At 58.0% G+C, this 22944-nt stretch carries 14 protein-coding genes and 1 other annotated feature; of the genes, 8 read left to right on the forward strand and 6 right to left on the reverse strand.

Annotated elements, in window-relative coordinates:
* Positions 1-213 precede the first annotated feature (213 nt).
* Positions 214-5919: a site-specific integrase gene (locus tag HPS01S_RS08605; RefSeq protein WP_157576145.1), complete on the forward strand. Its 5706-nt coding sequence runs from the start codon at positions 214-216 to the stop codon at positions 5917-5919.
* Between the two features lie 25 nt (positions 5920-5944).
* Here the strand turns inward: HPS01S_RS08605 and HPS01S_RS08610 are convergent, their stop codons facing one another.
* From HPS01S_RS08610 to HPS01S_RS08620, 3 genes are read right to left on the reverse strand one after another with little or no spacing between them, the layout of a single operon-like run.
* Positions 5945-6871 carry an alpha/beta hydrolase gene (locus tag HPS01S_RS08610; RefSeq protein ID WP_066153954.1) on the reverse strand — a complete coding sequence of 309 codons (927 nt, stop codon included), beginning with the start codon at positions 6869-6871 and terminating at the stop codon, positions 5945-5947.
* Positions 6872-6876: 5 nt separating this feature from the next.
* Positions 6877-7920, reverse strand: coding sequence for a TRAP transporter substrate-binding protein (locus HPS01S_RS08615; RefSeq protein WP_066153957.1), 1044 nt, complete (start codon positions 7918-7920; stop codon positions 6877-6879).
* Between the two features lie 48 nt (positions 7921-7968).
* Positions 7969-9567, reverse strand: coding sequence for a flavin-containing monooxygenase (locus HPS01S_RS08620; RefSeq protein ID WP_084397196.1), 1599 nt, complete (start codon positions 9565-9567; stop codon positions 7969-7971).
* An 83-nt stretch (positions 9568-9650) separates the two neighbouring features.
* Here HPS01S_RS08620 and HPS01S_RS08625 point away from each other — a divergent pair, with 83 nt between their 5' ends.
* The 3 genes from HPS01S_RS08625 (at position 9651) to HPS01S_RS21765 (ending at position 11184) form a co-directional block, all read left to right on the forward strand.
* The gene (locus HPS01S_RS08625) at positions 9651-10394 is read left to right on the forward strand and encodes an SDR family NAD(P)-dependent oxidoreductase (RefSeq protein ID WP_084397181.1); all 744 of its coding nucleotides are present in this window, start codon (positions 9651-9653) and stop codon (positions 10392-10394) included.
* Complete coding sequence (locus tag HPS01S_RS08630; RefSeq protein ID WP_157576147.1) at positions 10391-10867, forward strand: MarR family winged helix-turn-helix transcriptional regulator; 477 nt, start codon at positions 10391-10393, stop codon at positions 10865-10867. Before HPS01S_RS08625 ends, HPS01S_RS08630 begins: the two co-directional genes overlap by 4 nt.
* 158 nt (positions 10868-11025) lie before the next feature.
* Positions 11026-11184, forward strand: coding sequence for a hypothetical protein (locus HPS01S_RS21765; RefSeq protein ID WP_157576149.1), 159 nt, complete (start codon positions 11026-11028; stop codon positions 11182-11184).
* 63 nt (positions 11185-11247) lie between these two features.
* On the opposite strand, the gene HPS01S_RS08635 is transcribed toward HPS01S_RS21765, so the two are convergent.
* Entirely contained in the window at positions 11248-11559 is a 312-nt protein-coding gene (locus HPS01S_RS08635; protein WP_066153968.1) for an HU family DNA-binding protein, read from the reverse strand.
* A gap of 121 nt (positions 11560-11680) precedes the next feature.
* On the opposite strand from HPS01S_RS08635, the gene HPS01S_RS08640 reads away from it, so the two are divergent.
* Entirely contained in the window at positions 11681-12124 is a 444-nt protein-coding gene (locus HPS01S_RS08640; protein WP_066153971.1) for a helix-turn-helix domain-containing protein, read from the forward strand.
* A gap of 90 nt (positions 12125-12214) precedes the next feature.
* On the opposite strand, the gene HPS01S_RS08645 is transcribed toward HPS01S_RS08640, so the two are convergent.
* A complete protein-coding gene (locus tag HPS01S_RS08645; RefSeq protein ID WP_157576151.1) occupies positions 12215-13093 on the reverse strand; it encodes a hypothetical protein in 879 nt (292 codons plus the stop codon).
* Between the two features lie 516 nt (positions 13094-13609).
* On the opposite strand from HPS01S_RS08645, the gene HPS01S_RS08650 reads away from it, so the two are divergent.
* Both HPS01S_RS08650 and HPS01S_RS21510 read left to right on the forward strand, forming a co-directional pair.
* The gene (locus HPS01S_RS08650; protein WP_066153978.1) at positions 13610-14107 is read left to right on the forward strand and encodes a CIA30 family protein; all 498 of its coding nucleotides are present in this window, start codon (positions 13610-13612) and stop codon (positions 14105-14107) included.
* A gap of 209 nt (positions 14108-14316) precedes the next feature.
* A complete protein-coding gene (locus HPS01S_RS21510; protein WP_084397183.1) occupies positions 14317-15672 on the forward strand; it encodes an ADP-ribosylglycohydrolase family protein in 1356 nt (451 codons plus the stop codon).
* 252 nt (positions 15673-15924) lie between these two features.
* Here the strand turns inward: HPS01S_RS21510 and HPS01S_RS08655 are convergent, their stop codons facing one another.
* On the reverse strand, positions 15925-21192 hold the full coding sequence (locus HPS01S_RS08655) for a DUF3320 domain-containing protein (protein ID WP_084397185.1): 5268 nt from the start codon (positions 21190-21192) through the stop codon (positions 15925-15927).
* Between the two features lie 381 nt (positions 21193-21573).
* Between HPS01S_RS08655 and HPS01S_RS08665 the strand changes: the two genes are divergently transcribed.
* Positions 21574-22817 (forward strand): IS3 family transposase gene (locus HPS01S_RS08665; protein WP_157576153.1). Its coding sequence is split into 2 segments (ribosomal slippage): positions 21574-21862 and positions 21862-22817, totalling 1245 coding nucleotides; the frame shifts between segments, so codons are not numbered across the junction.
* Positions 21852-21968, forward strand: a sequence feature (AL1L pseudoknot). Its footprint overlaps the gene before it by 117 nt.
* Positions 22818-22944 lie beyond the last annotated feature (127 nt).

A 22944-nucleotide genomic window follows, 5' to 3' on the forward strand; every position in this document is an offset into this window, starting at 1 on the left:
GCAAAAGAGCCACGAACAAAAAAGCCCGCAACTGCGGGCTTTTTGAGGAACTCTGGTTAGTTCCGGATTGGTTGCGGAGGCAAGATGGTTATGAGGCTACGCCTTTTACAGACATGTAATACGTTCTAGATCGGCGTAGAAAAGCATAAATCTTTGAATTCAGGTGATTTTTGGGGCTAGACTGACTGTCAAGCGAGGCAGCGTGAGCACCAAATGAAACCGTTCGAAGTCACCGAGATCGACACCACTCGATCAAACAGCCCCCGCGATTCTTCAGCGGATGGGACCTTTGGGCTTTCTCAAACGCTGTCACAGTTGGCGACGTGGGCGATTCGACATGACGTGATCAGCCCACTCCTGCAGGTCCTCGAAGCCAGCGACTGCGGGGATACACACGCTGTCTACGCAGGCACCGTTCTTTCTTACTTGCGACATCCCGGTGTCTTCACCTGCCTGCAAGACTGGACGGCAGAGCGCCCATTCATATATGACATCAAGCGGCTGGTCGACGCCTGCTCCGTCTCCCCCGAGGTCTTCAGGCGGTTCCCGCCAATGCCACGCGAACAGGCCGCCTCACGCCAGCTGATTGGCCGACTTTCCAAGGTACCTGTGGTTGCACTAGTAGCCAGACCTGTCGACTCCACACTGAAGGACCAAGGTGCCTGGCTTGAAATCATCCGTGCCTGGTGCTTCGTCCAGCACCTCGATGCTGTGTACGCGGGCAGGACCGTGGACAAGTACCTCGCCATGGTCACCGACAAAATCCGCCTGGCAGTGGACCGTGGAGTTGACTGGCAGGAATTCGTCTATCGGCTCGAGGGTCCAAAAGACACATTTCATGGGCTGACTCAGCACCTAGCCGTCAAATCCGTCAGCCTTTTGGAAAGCCGGGAAGAAAAGACCGGCATGTCGCCCATTCAACGTGAATTTCTGGGCCACCTCAGAGATCTCTGCACAAAAAGAAGCGCCACGGATACGGAAACCTCGCCTGGAGGAAGACTGGGCTTGTTCCAGCGATACCTTCGGGATGCCACCCGTGGAGGGCTCTTGTCTCGTTCGTGGGAGCCAGACCGGGCCTCCTCGGATATCGATAGTGAGTCAAGGGATGTCAGCCAACCGCTGGGCGTGGTGAACTTTGATCCGGTGGGTGATGAATCGATCATCACCGTGATCGAGGTTGATGACATTGACCCGCCGCCTGTTCAGTCCAGAAAATCCCGCGGTGTGCTTCTGGCCAGTGTCGAGGATCAGCAGTTCTTGCGCTACGCCTGGAATCGCCCCAGTCCGCCAGAGAGGGCCGCACTCGAACGGTGGATCGAGTCCGAATGGACTGGGTCGGATCATCCAGATCGTGGTATTGCGCTCGCCTGCTGGCTGGCCATCAATACCGGGCACTCGCTGCGTACTGTCCTGACACTCGAGATCTCTCCTGACCTCAAGGATGACTGGTCACTTAGTCCAGCGGACTGGTCGCTCATGCGCCGACCGCCCAAGCGATACAACTCATGGAGTGCCACTGCCAACCATCAGCGGTGGCTACGCCATCGCGCCGACGTTATTCAGATCCACCCGCCCCAGCCCGCCAGGGAAATTCTTGCGAGCCTCGCGGAAAGGGTCCAAGGTCAGATCGAGACGCTTGCTGACCTTCTACCCGACGCCGAACGGATCGAAGGCCGCTTCAAGGAGATCTGCAAAGCAAAACCTGGCCTGGAGCGTTTGCTCAGCGGGATGCTCAAGCACCAACTGGTCCAGCGCGCATTCGATCAGTCGAAGGACGCGACCTTGGCACAGTTGCTGGCCAGCCATCCGCGCTCAGGACTGCCGGGCAGCTGTGCCTACGCAGCCTTCAGTGCCGTAGAAGTCAAACGCACTCTACAGGGTTCGGTGCGAGTGAATGCCGCCGGTGACAGCGATCAACCTGCCGAAGAGAGCAACGCGGCAGGCACTGAGCTTGACCCAATCGACCAACTGCTGTGCGGCGCATTCCGTTCAGCGTGGAACAAGGTCCAGAACTGCGAGGGAGATCCGGTCAAATGGATCGAACACCACAACACACTTGTCAGCTACTGCATTGCTGCGCTTCTATCAGCCACCGGGGCGAGGCCCGTATCCTCACCCTTCGAGTCACTACGACAATTTGACTTCGACCTGAATCTGATTTTCGTGGATGACAAGCACACGAATGCTCAGCATCAAGGCAGAGTGATTTCGCTGGTAGCCGCTGCTTCCAACCTCGTCAAGAACATCTACCTGCCCCACCTCCATCGCCTGGCCGACATCATTGAACGCCAGCACCCCACACTGTCCAAGCGTATCCGACAGCTGTCACAGAGCGATACGCGACAGGAGATGCCTCTGTTCTTTTTCCTTGCTAGCGTGCCTGCGCTGGCATGGGTAGAGGTATCAGAAACGTCGCTGAACGCTACCGAGGTGTTCGATTGGCCCTTGCCCTGGAACATGATGCGCCATCGGTTGTCCACTCGGCTGCGACGCCTCGGGGCACCCCAGGAGATTGTGGACGGCATCCTCGGTCACAGCGAGCAGGGCACCGCTTCCTACGGCTTTTTCTCATCTCGCCACTTCGGAGAAGACGTTCAGAAGGTCAGGCCGCTCCTGGATTCGCTCTACGGAGAGCTTGGCATCGAGATGCCGAAACAGCCGACATGGCGAATCGAACTGGCCGACCCCGTGGTGGTCGAGATCAACAAAGAGACATCCGAGAGATCCAGCAGCTACGGATCCCAAGGCCGTCGAGAACGACGTCAGCACGACCATGCGCAAGTCCGACGCGCCGCCATCTTTGAGATCGAAGAATTCGTCAATACGAAACCTCTGGATGCCATCAGCAGAAGCGACTGGGATCTGCTTTCCCAGTCGCTTCTGGTTCAGCGCAACGGCATGCCCCATCCCCAGGGAAGCCTGCGCTATCAGACCCTCCTCGACTGGATCCATGAGCGGTGGAGCGATCAGGCATCCCGTCCGAACCTGAAAAGACGCTACCTGCCGGTTCTCGAAGAGCCATCGCCATTTAACGAACTCAGCATTCGTGCGACCTTGATCGCTGACCGCGTCCGCCAGGCACTTGAGTCGCTCAAGGATGTCCACATCAGTCGGCTTTCTCTGAAGCCTGCTCGAATCCTGGGCTGCCTGTCCCTGATCGCCGAGGCCCGTGTCACGGACCGCCTGCTGATCAAGGATGTGTCCTCTGCAAAAAACGTGCGCCTGGTCGCACTTGATGGTCAGATCTACCTCGAGCACGGGACTGGCTTGCACCAATGGCCCGACGCTCCGGTGCGTCGCTTCTGGATACCGGTGCACACCGCACGTTGGCTTGACCGGTCCTGGGATACGCGTTCAACCCTGGACCTGAGCAAGCCGTTTCAAACCAGCTTGCTGACAGGTCTGTTCGAGGCATCAGGTCTCGACCCGGAGCGCACTGCTCCCACGACGTTGCTGGAGCACTTGTGCAAGGTTGTCGCTCAGGAAAACGCGCTGACACTGCCTGGCTACGTGGCGTCATACCTCGGTGGACAGGTCATGAGTGCGGCCTTAGGTCACCACGACTGGTTCCGTGCGGTCAAAGGACAAGCTGTCACTTTCGAGCAGGTCAATGACACAGCGGACAGCCAGGACAACGCAACAGACAGTGGGTCCCCCGAGGCTGACGAGGATCTGGAAGTCAGCGCCATGAACCCGCAAGCGGACTTCACATTCAACACCTCGGTGATCCTGCCCGCGATAACAGAGAGCCAGGGTCAGCACAGAGAGGCCAACCGGGGCACCACGACCAAAGATTCGGGGATGGCTGATGCCACGAACGAACAGGTGGACGAGCACAGGCTCCAGAAGACAAAGGCCCAACAATCATCTCACCTGTTCTTCAAGAGCATCCGATCCGCAATCAACAGGCACGGCAAGAAGGCCAGTAGCCCACGGCGTGACCTGGACTCGGCGCTACGCAGCCTCATTGAGGAAGCTACAGATGTCAGTCCAACCTGCCGACTGCTAGGCGAATGGACGCGATCACTCCTGTGGCGTCGGACCCGGAAAGGTCTGCTACGACTCAGTTCGGTGGATCGTTACCTGAACGCACTGTCCAGTTGTTTTGAAGCAGAGGCATACGACCACAGCCTTTTCGACGCCGACGCAGAAGATCTGACTGATCTGTATACCCGTCTCCTGGAGGCACGGCGACTTTCCAGAGTGGCGGGCGACACGAGCTCGAATGGTCCATCCGATGAGGATCAGGAGCGCAGCTCGGAGAGTTACCGGACGTGGAAGCTGGCCGCGAACCTGCTGCGGGATTTCCACCGAATGTGTGCGCGTGAACTTTCTCTGGAAGACCCGGACTGGTCGGAGTTCATGGGCGCGGAGGTCCCACTCTCCATCGCTCCGGGCATCCTTCTGGAAAAGGAATACCTGCACGCCCTTGAGGTCTTGGTGGGTGATGCTGTGCATGCCTCCTTCGAGACTCTGGCTCCAGCCTTCATGCTGTTGCTGACCTACCGGTTCGGCCTGCGCGGCAAGGAGGCTGCCGGCCTCATGCGCCCCGATTGGGTCACCACAGAGGGCGGACCTGTCGTGGTGCTCGTGCGCAGCAACCGGTTGCGGGTACTCAAGACCAATGCCTCACGCCGGCAGGTCCCTCTACTGTTCAAACTCACTGACCACGAGCAGAAGATCATCGAGCGGTTCACGGCGCTATGGCATGGCATCAGCGGCAGCGACGAAAAGGTGCCGCTCTTCTGCAACCCCGCGCGACCGCTCGATACTCTGGATGATGTGAAGATCCGATCGGACCTTGGCCGGCTGATCAAGCAGGTGAGCTGCAACCAGAACTTGAGTCTTCATCATGCTCGTCACACGTTTGCCAACCTGGTCGCTCGCCTTCTGCTGAACGACGCTGGTGGCTGCTGGGATCATGTGGCGACAACTCCCGTCGATGAGCAACATTCCAAGCATGTTCGGTCCTTGCTGTTGTCCACCCATGAGGTCACGCGACGATCCTCTTGGGCACTGGCTCGCCTGCTGGGCCACGCGCATCCCCACACAACGTTCAGAAGCTACCTACACCTGATCCCTGATATCTCCACCAAGCTGGTGCGATCCAAACAGAGGCAAGACGATGCACCCGTTCGCATGGACAAGTTGTCATCGGTACGGGATCTGAACAGAATCGTCGTTGTTGCCGGCTACCTGGAAAAGGTGGAACTCACACCGGTGCTCCGACCACCGATCACGATGCAGTCGTTGCTGCGATTTCTCTTCCTCTTTCAGCAAGGCAGTTCAATGGATGCGGCGGCAGCAAGCACCGGGCTGCCGTCAGGCATTGCGCAGGAGCTCATTGATGAGCTCGACCGTGTCGATCAGATGCTCGCAAGTCGACCCGCCATCAATCCGCTTCTGGGCGGCAGAAGTCGACTGCTCAGTCATATTTCAAGTACGCGATGGAAGTACTGGATCGATCGTGCGGCAGGTGTCTCGACCGTCATCAACCCGGATGAGATTGATCGACCATCTGGGACGGCGCCGCTGCATCTACCGATCGGACCAACGAGGCAGGTTCTGCTGTACAGGAGCGAGCATTTTGCGATGCTGCGCCAGGTGATTGATCTGTGGGGCCTGACGCCTTCTGACTTCAAAGTCGCCGCGACCAGGCAGCTGCACCCGATGGTCACTCAATGGGCACGTGACCATGGCTTCGAGTTGACCTCTGTGGAGCACATCAAGGTCGATGGCACCGCGCTTCAGATCGACTCGGTCAGCGAGGGCACGCCTCCCATGGCTGTCAAGCACAGATGTGCGTTACTGCCAACGGTCTATAGAAAAAACCAGGTCAAATCATCGTTCGAAATGGTCTTGCTCAATCTGATCGGAGCAATGGTTGTGAATATGACAAAAGGACAGACAACGTCCTAGTGTCACCCCGTAATGACCGACCAGCTTAAATAGCCTCGAGTTCAACTGCCTTAAGCATCAGACCAAAGGCTTTCTCTGCGCTTGGCGCAAAGTTGATCATCGACAAAAAGCCATGCACCAGACCTTCACAGCGTACCGCCTCAGCGGCCACCCCTCTCTCCATCAAACGCGTGCAATACTCTTCGCCCTCATCACGCAATGGATCGAACTCCGCAGTCAAGATCAGCGCTTTGGGTGAAGCACTCAGATCATGACTACGTAGTGGCGATGCCAACGGATCGACCCTGAGTGACTCGTTTGGCAGGTACTGGTCCCAGAACCACATCATGTCGCGTCGGGTCAACAGGTACCCTTCAGAAAAGGAGTGGTAACTCGGACGATCAAAGGAGCAGTCGGTCACCGGATAGGCAAGCACCTGGAGCTGCACGGCCGGCAGATCACCCCTTGAGTTGTGAATCCGTGCTGCTGTAGTGGCAAGGTTGGCGCCAGCACTATCGCCCATCACCATCAATGGTCGCCCAGCGGTGTTAGCCATGATCGCTCCATCCCGAGATGCCCATGTCAGTGCTGCGCGCGCGTCATCCAATGGCAATGGGAAGGGATGTTCCGGCGCCAGTCGGTAGTCCACCGACAGAACCGCGCAACCCGAGCGTTGCGCCAGGGTCGCAGTAAATGGATGAAAGGACTCGACACTGCCAAGGACCCAGCCCCCACCATGCATGTAGACGATCAACCCTTTTGGCTGTTCGTTTGGAACATACAGGCGTGACCGCAAGCCATGAGCTTGCGTGGAGGCGATGATCACGTCTTCGAAGAAAACTGCCGGCGCTGGTCCGAACAGCGCATCCATCAGCATCGGGCGTTTGCGTGCGTCTGCAACACTGCCCTGCCAAAAGCCAGGTTTGTTGGCGGCTCTGATCTGAGCCAGCAGCTCGGCAATTTGAGAGTCCATGACAATCAGGCCTTTGGCTTGTAACGCTGCACCAGCTCTCTGGCATGAGCGAGCAGCTTCTGACCATCCGCGCCTTTAGCACTGACTTCCTTGACCCAATCAGCCGTCACGGGTTCTGTGAGCTTTATGAACTCTTCTGTCTCTGCTTTGCCCACCACATGCACCGTATTGCCGCGGTCGATCACTTTCTTCCGAACAACTGGATCGACCTGAGCGATGAGACGGCCATACATGGCTGACACGTCGGCACCGGCGTTCTGATCAATCACCTTCTGAAGATCGGCCGGAAGGCTTTCGTATTTGGCCTTGTTCATCACCAGGAACTGAATGCTGTTATTGAAGCCTGGCATCCCAGCGGGGAACTCGGTATGGAATCTGGTCAGCTCGTCCAGCTTCGCCGATGGCACCGTGTCCCAGGGGATGATCGCTCCTTCAATGACGCCTTTGGACAGAGCTTCGGGAATCTGTGGCAAAGGCATACCCACGGGAACGGCTCCTACGTTCTGCAGGAACTGCACTGCACGTCGCGATGGCCCCCGCACCTTCACACCGCGCAAGTCGGCCGCCTTGGTGATGAGCTTGTTCTTCATGTGCAGAATATTCAAACCGTGCGTATGGCAGGCAAGTAGCTTCACTTCCCGGAACTCATCCATGGCGTTTGCTGCGGCAAACTCCCAAGCAGCTCTTGAGGCCCCTTCGCCGTCGTATGTAAAGAACGGCAACTCGAACGCCTCCATTCGCGTGAAGCGGCCTGGTGTGTAGCCAGCCAAAGACCAGATCACATCAGCGACCCCGTCGCGTGCCTGGTCAAATAGCTGCGCCGGGGCACCGCCCATTTGCATTGCCGGAAAGCCCTGGAACTTGATACGTCCACCCGACTCCCGCTCGATTTTCTGCATCCAAGGAGTCATCACGTTGGCATAAACATTCGAGAATCCTGGGACGAAGGTGTGCAAGCGCAAGTTGATGGGGTTCTGTGCACTGACTGGCTTGATGATCGCTGGCGCTGCCACCAAAGCAGCGGACTTGAGCAAGGTACGACGATCCATGGTGTGTCTCCTGATGTGATGAAAGTTGGGTGGTTGAACGTTTTCCGTTCAGCTCATTTGAAGTCCCTGATAGTTGTTGGATGCAACTTCTTCGATGATCCGTCGATATAAGGGAACGCCAGCCACAAAGGGCATGAACAGACGTGGTTTTCCATCGATGTTGTCCCCCATGTACCAGCTCTTTGCCTTGGGATAGAGCGTCTTGGCTGCTTCGTCCGCACACCGCTGCACCCAGGCGTCTTCAGCCTCTTGGGTGGCACCAATGCGTTGGACTCCATGTTGCTGGGCGTGCTTGAGCAACCGCATGATCCAGTCCACATGCGTCTCGATGGAGTGCACCATGTTGCTCAGGACAGAAGGGCTACCGGGGCCTGCCACCACGAAGAGGTTTGGAAACCCTGAAATGAAGAGACCAAGATAGCTGACGGGACCCTGCTCCCACTTTTCCTTAATAGTCAGACCTCCTTCACCGCGCAGGTCTATGGCCTTGAGCGCCCCGGTCAAGGCATCAAAGCCCGTGGCAAAGACGATGTCGTCACAGTCGATGTCTTGTTTGGTGGTGCGAATGCCCGTTTCGGTCGCGCAAACGAGGGGTTCCGCCCCCACATCCACAATATCAACATGCGGCTTATTGAAGGTTTCGTAGTAGTTCGAATCCACTGATAATCGCTTCCCTCCAAAGGGTAGGTCATCCTTTGGCGTGAGGATGCTGGCCTTGCGAGGGTCTTTCACAATTTCGTGAATCTTCTTGCGAGCGAACTCGGCCACCAAGCGATTCGTCTCTGGGTTGCTCATCTGATCGGCAAAGGTACGCAGCATGCGAAAGCCTCCGCCTGCCCCACGCCAGCGATACTCCAGTTCCGCCATCTGCTCTTGCTCGGTCATTTCAGCAGCAGTTTTTGTGTTGGCATTTAGAAACTGGCCTGTGATGGCTTCGCGGCCCATGGCCCTTCGTTCGGGGTAGCGAGCTTTTGCAGCCTTCAGTGCCTGAGGCGTGAAGGGCACGTTATGTGCCGGAACGCTGAAGTTGGCGGTGCGCTGCAGGACCGTCAGGTGACTGGCTTGTTCAGCAATCACCGGCACCATCTGAACCCCACTGGAGCCAGTGCCGATGAGCACTACTTTGCGTCCGGAGAAGTCCACACCTTCGTTGGGCCAGCGTGCGCTGTGGTGCCAACGACCTTTGAAGCTATCAAGTCCTTCCAATGAAGGCCGTTGGGGAACTGAAAGTCCACCAGTAGCCATGACCAGGTATCGCGCCCGATAGACCTCACCTGCTTCTGTCTGAACCTCCCACACGTTGGCCTTCTCGTCAAAGTGGGCTTTCACCACCTTCGTGTTCAGTTCAATATCAGGACGCAGTGAGAAGCGATCCACTACGTGATTGATATAGCGAAGGATTTCGGCCTGCGTGGCGTAGCGCTCGCTCCACTCCCACTCCTCCTCCAGTTCACGACTGAAAGAGTACGAATAGTCCAGGCTTTCCACGTCGCAGCGAGCTCCTGGGTATCGATTCCAGAACCACGTGCCGCCTACGCCATCTCCCATCTCCAAGACCTTCACTCGCAAGCCCGCTTCCCGAGCCTTGTAGAGTTGATAGATGCCTGCGAAGCCGGCACCCACTACCAGCATGTCCAGTTCTTTCATGTGTGATTCCATTGTGTTGTCATGTCAACCTATGTACAGTATCCATCCGTTTAGGTTGATATGTCAACGTTTTCTGAGAACCCATGAATCCACATCATCAAAGCCTTCTTGATCGCCATGTAGTAGTCACAGGTGCCGCCGGAGGTATCGGACAGGCATGTGTAAGATGGTTTCTTGAGGCTGGCGCTCATGTGACCCTGGTAGACCAGGATGAGGCTAGGTTGCAGGCTTTAGAACAGTCACTGGACAACAAGAGGGTTACTGTTGTGGCCTCGGACTTGTCGGACGCAGAGGCCTGCCTTAAAACCACCCGCGCTGCTGGCAGACCGGTTTATGCATTGGTGCACATGGCAGGTGTGTTCGAGCACGACCCACTCGATTTGGGCGATCTCTCTGTATGGGAGCGGGCCATGGCCGGCAACCTGCGCAACGCTTACCAAATGGTGATGGCGTTTCGTGCAGCGCGCGATCCAGACGCGCTGTCTCGAGTGGTGTTGTGCAGCTCCAGGGCGTTTCAAAGAGGAACTGCCGGCCGAGCTTCATACGCAGCCGCCAAAGGCGGGGTTGTCGGCCTCGTGAGGGCTTTCTCCAGAGACCTCGCCCCTGACACCACTGTCAACGCTGTGTCACCCGGATTGATAAGAACTGCTATGACGCAGGACCTCATATCGTCTTTGGGAGATCAACGCTTGGCGGAAATTCCTCTGGGTCGCTTTGGGGAACCGGATGACGTGGCGGGCGTGGTTGGTTTTCTGTGCAGCAGTTCCGCCAACTATGTCACCGGGCAGGTCATCACGGTAGACGGGGGCGTGATCAACGCAGGATGAACTTTCTCAAGCGAGAATCTCAAGCCATGCAACTGGACTTAGATCATTACGTTCCCGGCCTTCTGCTGTGGCTCTCCAACAAAGTCGCCAGCAGTGCTTCTGCGCTCTACCACGACAAGTTCGGGGTGGGCGTGACTGAATGGCGTCTCTTGGCTTACTTCAAGATTTACCCATGGTCTACCGCCAGCACTGCTTGCGAGTTGATGGGTCTGGATAAAGGTGCTGTTAGCCGGTCATTAAGCACCTTGGCAGCAGAGGGATACCTAGAAAGTCGTCCTCAGGGCTTGAGACGCATCGAGTACCGCGTCACGCGCAAAGGCAACATTCTTCACGACAAGATCTACAAGTTCGCTATGGCCAGAGAAGAAGCACTTCTCGAAGGGATGACTGCACAGGAGAAGCAAACTCTGGTCAAGCTGTTGCGTCACATGCTCGACAACCTGGAGAAGGTGCAGCGGGTCGGCAACGAATGATTGAAGCAAGGCGCTGCGCTCACGCCTGCACATTGATGCGCTGAATCCTCACAGCGTTTGCTAATCTCACTAATGGACGCTGCCGTATAAAAGCACCCACAAAAAATTGGCGGGCAGTTGGAGATCCTTGCGAGCCAACAATTTCATGTCTGCACGCCGTGAACAGAGCCGCGCCCGAGGCTGAGCGCAACGATCTCTGGCTGGCGCACCTGGTGGCCAAGGCGTTGGCCGATAACCAGGCCATCACAGCGATCAACATCGCAGCCCTTGAGCAGGTCGCCAAGGAGCTTGCGATGGGTGGCGCCCAGACACCGTAGAGCCGGTGCGCCCCATGATGCCCGGCCGCAGCTCCACAGAGAAGCTGAGTGCCGGATGCCGACTTACTTGCCAGCCTTCTCAGCGCGGCGCTTGGCAGCCTTGGGATCGACGGCGTCCTTGAACTTGGCGCCAGCGATGAACTTGGGCAGGGTGGCCGCCGGGATCTTGATCTTGTCGCCCGTGGCCGGATTCTTGCCTGCGCGGGCCGCGCGCTTGACGGACTTGAAGGTGCCGAAGCCCACCAGCTGAACCGTATCGCCTTTCTTTACTGAGGTCTGGATGGTCTCGATGAGGGTGTCGAGCACGGCGTTGGCCGCTGCCTTGGACAGTTCGTTCTTGGTGGCCAGGATCTCGACGAGTTCTGCGCGGTTCATGGTTCAGGATCTCCAGTGTGAATGACAAGCCGCGGGTTATACCACCGGCCAGGCAGCGCAACAGCGCGGCTGGGCGCCCGTTGGCCCCCGTCCGTCAGGCCTGTGATTTACCATCTGCGCCATGAGCACCCTATCCTCTGCACTGAAGACCGAGATCTCGCGGGTCACCCGCAAGATCCTTCGCGACGAGTTGTTGGCCCTGAAAAAGTCATCACACGCCTACCGGTCGGAGATCGCCGCGCTCAAACGCGACGTCAAGGAGCTGCGCGCCCAGCTCAGGGCTCAAGGCAAGGTGGTCAAGAAGGTCGCCCCGCCGGAGCAGGCGCCTGCCGCCGAGCCGGGCCGCCGCACACGGGCGTTCAGCCCTGAGCGATTCGCTGCGCAGCGCGCCAAGCTGGGTGTGTCCCAGGCAGAGATGGCCAAGCTGTTGGAGTGCTCCACGCTTTCTGTCGCTCGATGGGAAACCGGCAAGGCAGTGCCAAGGGCAGCGCAGGCCGAACGTATCGCAGGCCTTCGCGGTCTAGGCAAGAGAGAAGCGGCCCAGCGCCTGGCCGCTGTGAACTGAGCCTTGGGGGCATAGCGCTCGTCCGGACGTTGCCGTGTCCAATCCGCGCTCATTGGCAATGCAAATCACGTGGGTTCCATACGCAGCACCCTACCTCAAGCCGAGTAGGCCGCTGGCATCACCAGATTCCACCGATACTTCTTTGAAGGCTACAAAAGCGAGCATCTCGGCACCGGACTTGTTGATCGTGCGATGAGCGCGCACGTCGACTTTCTGTCTGTCCTTGACGAGCCTCGCCACCTGGAGCAGGTCAACCTGTGTGCGCCCAAAGCCAAGCTTGACCTCACCCCTGGTGTCATCGACGAAGAAAATGACTTCGCCACCAACGTGGAAGCCGACACACACGCCGCGAAGGTCAAGAGGCTGAGGAGAAAAGTCAGACCGGTCCGGTTTCGGTCCGAGTTTCCCTTTGATCGTCGCCATGGATTCGCCCAAGACGTGGACGTCTACTGCGGCCTGAAGGACACGCCCGCCTTTTGATGACAGCGCATTGGTCGTCACTGTGTGGACGACTTGCATTTGCTCGTCGCTGAGGTCCGAGTCGATACGCTTAGTGTGATGCATCTCACCTCGCACTATGCAGTCCATCACGACAGGGACGAGGCTCCTGACTTGATGATGCTCTGGTTCCTGCAGTTCTTCAGCCACTGTCACGATGCTGACTTTCGGACTCCAACCATCCTGGGTTGACAGCAGCGCGGACTCAAGACCGAGGCCTGTGTCTTGGAAAGTGCCTGTCCTGACCAGTACCTCTCTGGCCACGTTGGCCAAATCCTCAATGTCATCCCAGCGAGCCGCATGAACTGGTCCGCCCATCCATGTTTTTCCATCCGGGTCCTGCTCAATAAAAAGGGGCAGGGATTGAAGCGAGGCAAAGCTGGCAAGTACCGTCTTCTTGCCTGTCTTGTTTGCTAAATCGCCGAGTCGGTCGATCACGATTTCTTTGGGCTGCTTCGAACGCTTAAACACCACGTCATCTTCTCCTTGATGGCAGGCTTGTGAAAGGTGATCCGGACTTTTCCTATCCAAGGTCGAAGACCGGCTGGATGTCAGGGCGCCGACTCCATCAAACCCGGACAGCAAGAATGGTGGTGTGAGCGAGCGTCATTTCTGAATTGAATGAAGACGGTTTGGGAGCAGCTTTCGCTTGGCCACCCTGAAACTCTGTCGCCATTTACAAAAATTAACCACAACTCAATACCAAATACCTACTGAATTTGGACCGGACAAATTTGTCCGGTCCCATCGCGACCCGCGCCAGTTCACGTCTCGACCTCTCACCGACTCCGAGATCCACGAACATGAAGGGCCTCCGTTTCCGAAGCAACTGGGAAGATTCGGCTTGGCTGGGAACGACCGCATCGGGGAGGATCTGCTGCCAGCAGGGGAGCTGACAGATGCTCAAGCTCTTTCAAGCTGACATGATTTCCTTAAGGGTGAACGTTGTGAGTCCGCGTGTCCTGGATCACATGCCAGAATCGATTCATGAAAGTGCTCGACTTCAGCATCCCCTCGTCAGTGGAAGGCTGGGTCGCCATCGACGACAGGGTGATGGGCGGGATCTCGAGCAGCCAGCTGCGGTTTCATCCAGATGGTCATGCCGTCTTTGAAGGTGATGTATCGACCGCCAACGGCGGCGGGTTCGCGTCGGTTCGCCACCCGGCGCTGCGACTGGGTATCCAGGGTACCGAAGGCTATCGCCTGCACGTGCGAGGCGACGGCAAACGCTTCAAGCTGAATCTGCGCATGGAGGACGGCCTGGACGGCGTCAACTACCAGGCGGGTTTTCAGCCTCCCGCCGATCGATGGGTCGAAATCCTGCTGCCCATCAGCAACTTCAGTCCACGTTACCGGGGGCGACCCGTGCCCAGTGCTCCGCCACTTCGCCCAGAGAAGGTATGCCAAGTCGGCTGGATGGTGGCCGATGGGCAGGCCGGCTTTTTTCAGCTGTACATCCGCGCTGTCACAGCCGTGGGAACTTAGTTCGATCGGTGTAGGACATCTGCTTCCTGCGGTGGCTGAGTTCGTCGCCGGACAACCAACGGGGCGTGAGTGCCGTCCCGGGGCAAGGCGAGAGCAGTCTATTTCGACCGCCTATCGCGATAGCGTGGGGAGGACCTCCCGTATGCTCTGCATAACGTATCTGGCCCCTTGATTTCATTTCTGTTGGTACGGGCTGAAAAGGTGACGCAATGGAATCATTGATGGCCGGATTGGATAGGGCGCAGGGCTGCTTCATGGGGGCCTTTGTTGGCGACGCAGCAGGTGGGACGCTCGAGTTCCTAGGTCGTCGCCCTTCACCGGACGAGGTGGAGCGCGCACTAGAGATGAACGGCGGAGGTGTCTTTGGGCTGGCACCTGGACAAATCACAGATGACGGAGAGCTTGCTATAGCTCTAGCACGAGCCCTGTGTGGTGCTACCGGCTATCCCCGCGAGCGCGTCGCAAATCACTATCAATCTTGGCTGCAAAGTAAGCCCTTCGATGTGGGGAACACGATTGGTAGCGCGCTTTCCTTTAGCACCGGAATCAGGGAAAGCTCCGCAGACGCGATGCAGCAGCAAGCTGCATCCATGAACCAGGCCTCGTTATCGAATGGGGCACTGATGCGCTGCGCATCTTTGGGTGTCTGGGCTACGACAGTAGCTACGGAGGCTGCGGTCCAAGCAGCCCTGATGGATGCCTCCCTGACTCACCCCGACCCAACGTGTGGCTGGGCGTCAGCCACCTATGTGTTGGCGATTCGTCATCTGATACTCAACCCAGGTGACCATCACGGCGCCTTTTTGGTGGCGGATGAAGTTCTGGCGCGCACCTCGGATAATGGTGCCACTACTGTTCACACCTGGCTAGCTGGTGCGAAACAAGGGGCGCTACCGCGCTGCTACCCACAGCCTGGCTTTGTTCGTATTGCTTTTACGCATGCGTTCCATCACCTTCTTTATGCGCAGTCGTTTGAAGATGGCCTTCGAACGATACTTTCGGAAGGCGGTGATACCGATACGAACGCTTGCATAGTTGCAGGCCTACTGGGGGCAAGATTCGGGTACTCAGAAATTCCACGGCGCATGACTGCTGCGGTGGAAGCGTGTGATGTTTCGCTCGGTCGGGTGCGCCCTCGATGGTTGAGAACTACAGACGCCTTTGCCCTATGTGACTCGCTCGCAAAGGGACTCACACCTCCTCAGCTGCAGGTCGATTTGCAGGAGTTGCCTCCCAATCCGGTGCACCTAGGCTTCGAGGCAAGGTTTCCACCATCAAGTCGCGACGGACTCGAGCGCGGCTTCGAAGGCCTGTCACAAGATGACAAGTGGTCCGTGTGCTTTCAACCACCAATGCTGCAAATCTGGCGTCCTAGGACTCGCACTGGCATTTACTCTTTCGCGATACAACTGGGCGAGGAAGAGGATGGAGCGATGGTCGTGCGCGACTCATGGGTGTCCAAAACCGTAACGGACGATTGGGGCTTCAGCACTGCTACATGCAAAAACATCGTTTCCTTTGTTCTTGGCGCTCTATCCGGAAAGTCGGAGCCGTCTGGACCCTAGGGTGCAATTGCTCTTGGTTAGCACGCGGACAAGTGTCGAAATACCGGTCGGACGGACTCCAAAGTCTCTGCTCGGGCGGTCCCCTCAGCAGTGCTGCACCCTAGAGGCGCTCCTCTGGGCAGCGTGCGACCACTCAGGCCTGAAATTCTGATTCGCGCCAGCATGGCATAGCGCAGAACTCTAGAAAGTGATTACACGCCTTCTTTGCCGTCACTACTTCTCAGTGTCTCAACTGACGGGGTGGTTTCGGACTCACTGCTCCACAACCGAGTGAAGGGCAACAGTCAGTCTGCTGCGGCTCGCAGCCCTTAGACGCTGTATCCCCAACCGTCTGGCCATCTTGACCAAGCAATCATCCTCATCCGTTGACACTGAACTTGCTTGCTGGGCCAGGTCGCGCAACTCCTCCATGCAGACCTCATCCACTGCCCTTTGCTGGCCGTCTACCGGCCCACGGAAACTCACCTTAGAGCCTGGCGGCAGGGTATCGGGCCAAAAGAACGTGCCTACCTCTTCAACGCTCGATTGAAACAGGGTATGCGCAATTGCTTCTACATGGTCTTGAATGCGGCTCCCGGTCCTCTGCCACCCATGGGCTCGGCTGACTCGTCGGGCCAGCACACTGGAAAGTACGGGGCCCTCCACCTCAACCACCCGCTCCACCATGGCCGACAGGGTGGGAACGTAACTAGGCTCGAAAAAGCCCTCAGGGTTAGCACACTCTTGAAGCTCTTCAAGGAGCACCTCGACATACGCGCGCCCCATCGGGTGTGCCATGGCATCCCCATTGGTTCGCACGTCGCTGAAGGAGATGCTCTCAATTCTGCCAAGACCCAACTCTGGGGTGTTTTCAACTTGGACGCTCAGAGGTGGGTGCACGGTAGTTGGCGCGCTCTGAGCCGCAGCTATCTTGCTTGACTCCGCTTGGGCGGCTTCGACATCCAGAGCAGAGCGCTCTGCCACCTCCACTTCCTCAAACATATCCTCAGAGCTGACGACCGGTCCGTCGATTGGGGGCCACTCGCGGTACTCGACTAGAGAGGGCATGCGCTCCAATGCTCCCAATGGCTCAATGCCCATGGCGGTCAGCCGGGACAGCAAGTCTTGAAGAACTACGTCCTTCCGCATTGACCAGGTGGAAGCGAAGCAACGCCAGAAAACCCATCCCGCTCGCTCAAGTACCCGCTGGCGGTTCATGTCTGCGGCCCAGCGGTCTGGGCCATGGAACTCGTCCCCATCGCATTCGATGGCCAGCCGTGTGTCATTTGCGCCCTCAACAACCATATCGATTCGGAATGCCCCCGCCTTCACTTGTGGGACGACCCGGTATCCGCGTTCAAATAGCGACTGGTAGACGTCGCGCTCAAACCCTGATTCGCACTCTTCGATGAGGCTCTTCGCCTCCTCCACGCCCCCGTCTATCGGCTTGGCGAAGTGGGCAAGTAGGCCTAGACGCAGGTCTGCTTGAGACAAGTCTGAATACTGCACAGAGCGCACCAGATACATCCTGTCGCGAGCGCGGCTGGCGGCCACATTGAACCGCTGCTCAGCTGTGTTTCCGGAAAGCGCTTTGCAGTTTCTTGGGTCCACCACCATGGAAAGAAACATGATGTCTCGCTCACTACCCTGGAAAAGCCGGGCATCGCCGCAGTCGAACCGTCGTCTCAACAACTCCATGGCATCAACACGTTCTCGCACCAGCGTATGGATGAGCTTGGCCTGCTCGGTCGCAAGAAGAGATACGACACCAATCGAACGACCGGCCAATGCGGGGTCTCCCACAATCTTTTCAATCTCGGCACAGATGGCCTCGGCTTCTTGCCGATTCTCATCCTTGGGGCCTCGAAATCCGTTTCGTACATACAGGTCCACCAAGGGCGGGTCAATCCGTTCGGAGGCCCTTGGAATGCGAAGCGGCTGGATGAAACCCTCGTAGAAGGTGTTGCTATAGGCAATGATGGGCGGGACGCATCGGAAATGCTCGCGCAGCATGACCTTCTGTGCGGCAAAGACCGTCGATGCGATGTCATAGAGCGACTTCTCTGGCGTGAGCACCGCAGCGTAGGGCTGCTGGGACAGGAAACGGTCCTTGAGTTCCTGGATGCGTCCCGAGGATATGAAGCCGCCGTCCGGGGAAACCTGTTTGTCATCACCAACGACAAGAATTTTTTTCCCTCGAAGCACTGCGGGCAAGGCCCATAGGTCAGATTGACTGGCTTCATCGACGATGACCAAATCGAAACTGCCCAACTGAGCCGGCAGCGTTTCAGAGACCTTGGCGTGACTCATCACCCAGCAGGGTACAGCGCCTTGAGCATCAAACATCGCGCGTTGAGCGTCGCGCCTGTGGCGGACCGCATTCGGACCAGTGCCCATGCCAATACGCCGCACCGCAGTTCGATAGGTTTCCAGGGCGGACAAAACCTTCGCGGTGGCATTTTGCTTGGTCGAGAGCCAAGCTGATTGCGAGACGGTGTCTTCATACAGCTTGGCCAGCCCCCCTTCCAGTTCCCGTCGGCGGGCTGAGAGCGTCAACAACTCTTCCCTTGATTCGATGGAGTCAAGGTGGGAGCGCACACGAGCCCAAGTCCAAGCATCACGCCAATTTGTCGGGAGCGTGCGGTCCTCTCCTGAGGCGGGAACAAGCTCACCAGCCACTCTGGCTGCGAGTCGGGGAGCACCGCCACGCTCGAGCTGCGCGGCGAAGTCACGGACAGTGGCCAAATCGCTTGAAAGACCCTCAACCCGCCGCAACTCGCTCACCAGCTCGGCATACGCCGCCACTGCACGTTCTGTTGGCAAATCAGCGCGTCCCAGGGAATGCTCCACGAATTCACGGAGCGCACGAGCTGCGGGCCCAGACGTACCAGCCATCTTTTCCTGCAGAGTGGTCAAAGCGGTGGTCGCCTTGGCCAGTTCAACACGCATCAGGTGACTGCGCAGATGTTGGCGAACCTCGGCCAACTGCGACGACGTACCGCGAATTCGTTCCACAGGCGGCTTCGCAAAAACCTCTTCGGCGAGGAGGGGGAGCCTTGCATCAAATTCAATCGCCAGTCGGTGCGCCTTCAAGGCAAGCAGAGACACCCTCTCAAGTGTCCTCAAGGCCGCCACACCACCCCCCATCTTCGGTACAGAGAGCAATTCGGCAAATTCATTCCACCTGACGCTGAATGACATGACCCGTGCATGAAGCGATATGAAGCGCTGTACGTGCTCCCAGTCCTTGGTGCTCGCGGGTGGCAGACCCGCCACCCGGATGGCGGACACTTGTTCTTTGATCTCACCAGCACCAAAGCTCATCAGGCCAAACGGCTTGCCCGTCTGTGTGGCTCGCTCCACCGCCTCACGCACTTTGACATTGCTGAGACTCGCCTCAGGAGCCTCCACCGGGCGCTTTAGGAATTCGGCCCGTGCTTCCACCAACACCGTTACCTCGTCGAAAAGTGCTTCCAGCGCTTTGCGTTCGCTTTGGTAGGTCGTCGACAAACACTTGCGACGAAGGTCCATGGTCCAGACCTCCCCTGTCTCCTCCAACTCGGTGGCCAGTTGCATAGCGGACTCGACACCCACCAAGAGTTCACGTGCGCGCTGCAAAACTTGTGCATTGGTTGCGCGCAGTGACAGCAACGCCCCCTGGGTCTCACTAGCCTCTATTTGCCGGATGTCTACAAGGGCTTGATGCAGCTCGGCAATTTCTCCTGCGCTGAGCAGGGCGTCGCTCGCAGGAATGCGGAAATGCACGTAGGGCAGGTCCACCCCCAGACGGCGGCGCGCTTCGCGAAGCTGTTGAGCCTGCTCACCGCTCAAGGGCGGAGCGTGTTCAGGGCCAAGCGTGATGGCATCATCGAACCACCCATACATGGACTGACCGTTTAGGACCAGTTCGGCCATCTTTTGCGCTCTCATCGGGACGCCATCGACCTCCACATCGGACAGCTGCGCCTGGGCAATTTCATCGATGCGCCGGTCGATTTGGGAAAGCTCAACGTGCGCTCTTTCAATCGCGGTACCGTAAGCCCGTATCTGTTCTCGGACAACCTCTGGGTTGAGTTGCGACAGGTTGTGGATGATGGATTCGATAGACGACTGAAACTGGCGCATTCCCGCACGGTCACCCGCGAGCAAGGCCACGGTCAGGGGCTGAACCTCCTTGGGTATCTTCCCTTGCAACACCTCCAGGGCTTGTTCACCTTTGGAAGTCACAAGCACCTTGCGTCCTAATGCCAAGTAGTGGCAAACAATGTTGGCAATCGTGTGCGTCTTTCCTGTCCCCGGTGGGCCCTGAACTGCCACCCCCTGAGAGCGCTCCAACTGCTCAATGATGGTCACCTGTTCATGGTTGTACGGGAGTGGAAAGTACAACTCTCGCACCGGCCCACCGGAAGTGCCTGAGCCTCCGCTATAGCCAGAAAGCCCCCTAAATCTCACCGGGGTGAAGTCCTGTCCTTCATCAGAAGGTGGGGTTACGAGAGCCATCGGCCCTTGGGGAATATCACAGCCTTCGGCTAGACGCTTCTTGAGTCGCTCGATATCCTCGTGCAGGTAGTTGTTTGACCGGGGCCTCGTCAACACAACCCAGGTGTCAGACACCACCAAATCGTCCGCCGGTGTCGGCAGTGATTCAGCCTTCAAGGAGTCGACTTGGGCTGGCAAATAGCTTCCACGTTCCGAGAGGTTGCCAGCAATGAGTTTGAGCAAGGGTTCATAGCTGCCCTTGTCGAATGGGGATGGGGGGCGTTCGGCGCTCCTGCTTAGCATCTCAACAACACTCTTTTCGACTTCTGCGGCACCTTGAACTTGACACCCAGCAAAGGCATCGAATTCAAGACGCGGGTCAAGTGCGCGCGGGCGAACAGTAATTGCCAAGCTCTGCTCGTCGATGGCGAGTTCCATCGCTTGCGTGATGAGCGGGTACTGAAAGGCGACCTCCTCTGTGCCACCTCGGCCAGCGAACTTCAGCTTCCACGCTGCGACCCCAATGCCCCACACCATCTCTTGGGGCTTGGCTGTCTCCTCCGCCTCTATCTGGTGCTTGATTGCAAAAAGGTCTCCGTAGAGAGAGATAGTTGTGCGTCTGGGCGCTTCACCAGCGGCCCAAGCCTGCCACAGGGGCAGATAGCTACTCAAGGCTTGCTTGGCCCCTTGCCGCCACTTGGCATCGATGGCACTGTGCTCTACCTCAGGTCGACCTTCTTTCTCCGTCAGGATTCGGTGTACTAGACTGTTTTCGTCGATTCGCGGGAGCGCCCCAAAGGGGTCTGCGGGTACGACAACGAAGCCCCTCCACTGAGCATCGGAGAGAGTCGGTGGGGCTATCGGGTCCAATCGAGCGACCTGCATCCAGACGTGGTCCCCCTCCACCTGAATGTTGAAGTCCACTCCTGGAAGTCCCTGCACATCGCGGCGCGTTTTCAGGAAACCCTTGTGCCCCTGCAAACGAAAGCCGCGAGGGTCAATTTCCTTGTCCTGCTCCAAAACGTAGTTAAGCAGCTGTGTTAGCAGGGTACTTGCACTCATTCGGTCAACTTTCCTGAAGTCTTTGCGGGCCAAAGCGTTTGGCTACTTCTGCGCTAGTGGAAGCCGGACGCCCCTCTCCGTAGGTAGCCCTTCCCCCAATACTAGATGGTCTTTTGCCGTCACTATCCTTTTGCCAGGCAAAGTTGCTGGAGCAGCGCTAACCGGGGACCATGAGCAATATCCTCCCGCCGCCTATCTGGCACCCGTCTACTCCAAGAGGTGCGAGAAGTCTCGTCCGCAGAGAAAAAAGCGCACGCCGACAATCCGCCGCTCACCCGTACATACTTGCGGTAGATAAAACCCAGGCTCGAGGGAGAACAAATTTGAGCAATGAACCGCCCCGGGAAATGAGGAGGCTCCAACGTCTGAGAAGATGGGGCCATGACAAAGTCAAGCAAGTTCTCACCCGAGGTCCGCGAGCGCGCCGTGCGCATGGTGCAGGAGCACCGAGGCGACTACCCCTCGCTGTGGGCAGCCATTGAGTCGATAGCCCCCAAGATTGGCTGCGTGCCGCAGACCCTCAACGAATGGGTCAAGAAGGCCGAGGTCGACAGCGGCCTGCGTGTCGGTACCACCACTTCGGATGCGCAACGCATCAAGGAACTGGAGCGCGAGGTCAAGGAGCTTCGCCGGGCCAACGACATCCTGAAGACGGCCAGCGCGTTTTTCGCGCAGGCGGAGCTCGACCGCCGATTGAAGTCTTGAAGAGCTACATCGACCGCCACCGTGATGACTACGGGGTCGAGCCCATCTGCCGGGTGTTGCAGATGGCCCCGTCGTGTTACTGGCGTCATGCAGCCCGCCAACGCAACCCCCAATTGCGCAGTGCACGCGCCCAGCGTGACGAGGGTTTGCAAGCCGACATCCAGCGCGTGTGGCACGCCAACTGGCAGGTCTACGGGGCTGACAAGGTCTGGCTGCAGATGAACCGCGAGGGCCTCCCGGTGGCACGTTGTACCGTGGAGCGGCTGATGCGTGCCATGGGCTTGCAAGGGGCCCGCCGTGGCAAGACGGTGCGCACCACCACGCCAGACACTTCCGCACCGTGCCCGCTGGACCACGTCAACCGGCAATTCAAGGCCAGCCGCCCCAACGAGCTGTGGGTGTCGGACTTCACCTACGTCTCCACCTGGCAAGGCTGGCTGTACGTGGCCTTCGTGGTGGACGTGTATGCCCGGCGCATCGTGGGCTGGCGGGTCAGCCGCAGCATGCAGACGGACTTTGTGCTGGATGCGCTGGAGCAGGCCTTGTACGACCGCCAGCCTGCAGCCCATGCCTTGACGCACCATTCCGACAGGGGCAGTCAATACGTTTCCATCCGCTACACCGAGCGCTTGGACCAGGCAGGCATCAGACCTTCTGTGGGCAGCCGGGGTGACAGCTACGACACTCAGTTCAACGCCCTGGCCGAGACCATTAACGGGCTGTACAAGGCCGAGCTGATTCACCGCCGGGGACCCTGGAAGACCAGGGAATCCGTGGAACTGGCCACCCTACAGTGGGTGCACTGGTTCAACCACACCCGACTGCTTACGCCGATTGGGGGCATCCCTCCGGCAGAAGCTGAGGCAAACTACTGGAGGCAATTCGCCAACAGCAACACCTCAACAGAGGTGTCAACTTAAATCAACCGGCCTCCTGGAAACCCGGGGCGGTTCATTTCGTGAACTTCTTGGCGACCTCTACGACGACGTTGGAGGTAAGGTAGCAAGGTTCCATCAGCACGCTACCGTCTCTCAGGGTGTAAGTTCG

Origin of the sequence: Hydrogenophaga pseudoflava NBRC 102511 (assembly GCF_001592285.1) — a bacterium.
GTDB classification, from domain to species: Bacteria; Pseudomonadota; Gammaproteobacteria; order Burkholderiales; family Burkholderiaceae_C; genus Hydrogenophaga; species Hydrogenophaga pseudoflava.

Excerpts from the sequence above, each read along its gene's own strand:
- HPS01S_RS21510 (WP_084397183.1), top strand. The coding sequence starts at position 14,317 with ATGGAATCATTGATGGCCGGATTGGATAGGGCGCAGGGCTGCTTCATG.
- HPS01S_RS08630 (WP_157576147.1), top strand. The coding sequence starts at position 10,391 with ATGAACTTTCTCAAGCGAGAATCTCAAGCCATGCAACTGGACTTAGAT.
- HPS01S_RS08615 (WP_066153957.1), bottom strand. The coding sequence starts at position 7,920 with ATGGATCGTCGTACCTTGCTCAAGTCCGCTGCTTTGGTGGCAGCGCCA.
- HPS01S_RS08610 (WP_066153954.1), bottom strand. The coding sequence starts at position 6,871 with ATGGACTCTCAAATTGCCGAGCTGCTGGCTCAGATCAGAGCCGCCAAC.
- HPS01S_RS08635 (WP_066153968.1), bottom strand. The coding sequence starts at position 11,559 with ATGAACCGCGCAGAACTCGTCGAGATCCTGGCCACCAAGAACGAACTG.
- HPS01S_RS08605 (WP_157576145.1), top strand. The coding sequence starts at position 214 with ATGAAACCGTTCGAAGTCACCGAGATCGACACCACTCGATCAAACAGC.
- HPS01S_RS08655 (WP_084397185.1), bottom strand. The coding sequence starts at position 21,192 with ATGAGTGCAAGTACCCTGCTAACACAGCTGCTTAACTACGTTTTGGAG.
- HPS01S_RS08640 (WP_066153971.1), top strand. The coding sequence starts at position 11,681 with ATGAGCACCCTATCCTCTGCACTGAAGACCGAGATCTCGCGGGTCACC.
- HPS01S_RS08620 (WP_084397196.1), bottom strand. The coding sequence starts at position 9,567 with ATGAAAGAACTGGACATGCTGGTAGTGGGTGCCGGCTTCGCAGGCATC.
- HPS01S_RS08625 (WP_084397181.1), top strand. The coding sequence starts at position 9,651 with ATGAATCCACATCATCAAAGCCTTCTTGATCGCCATGTAGTAGTCACA.
- HPS01S_RS08650 (WP_066153978.1), top strand. The coding sequence starts at position 13,610 with ATGAAAGTGCTCGACTTCAGCATCCCCTCGTCAGTGGAAGGCTGGGTC.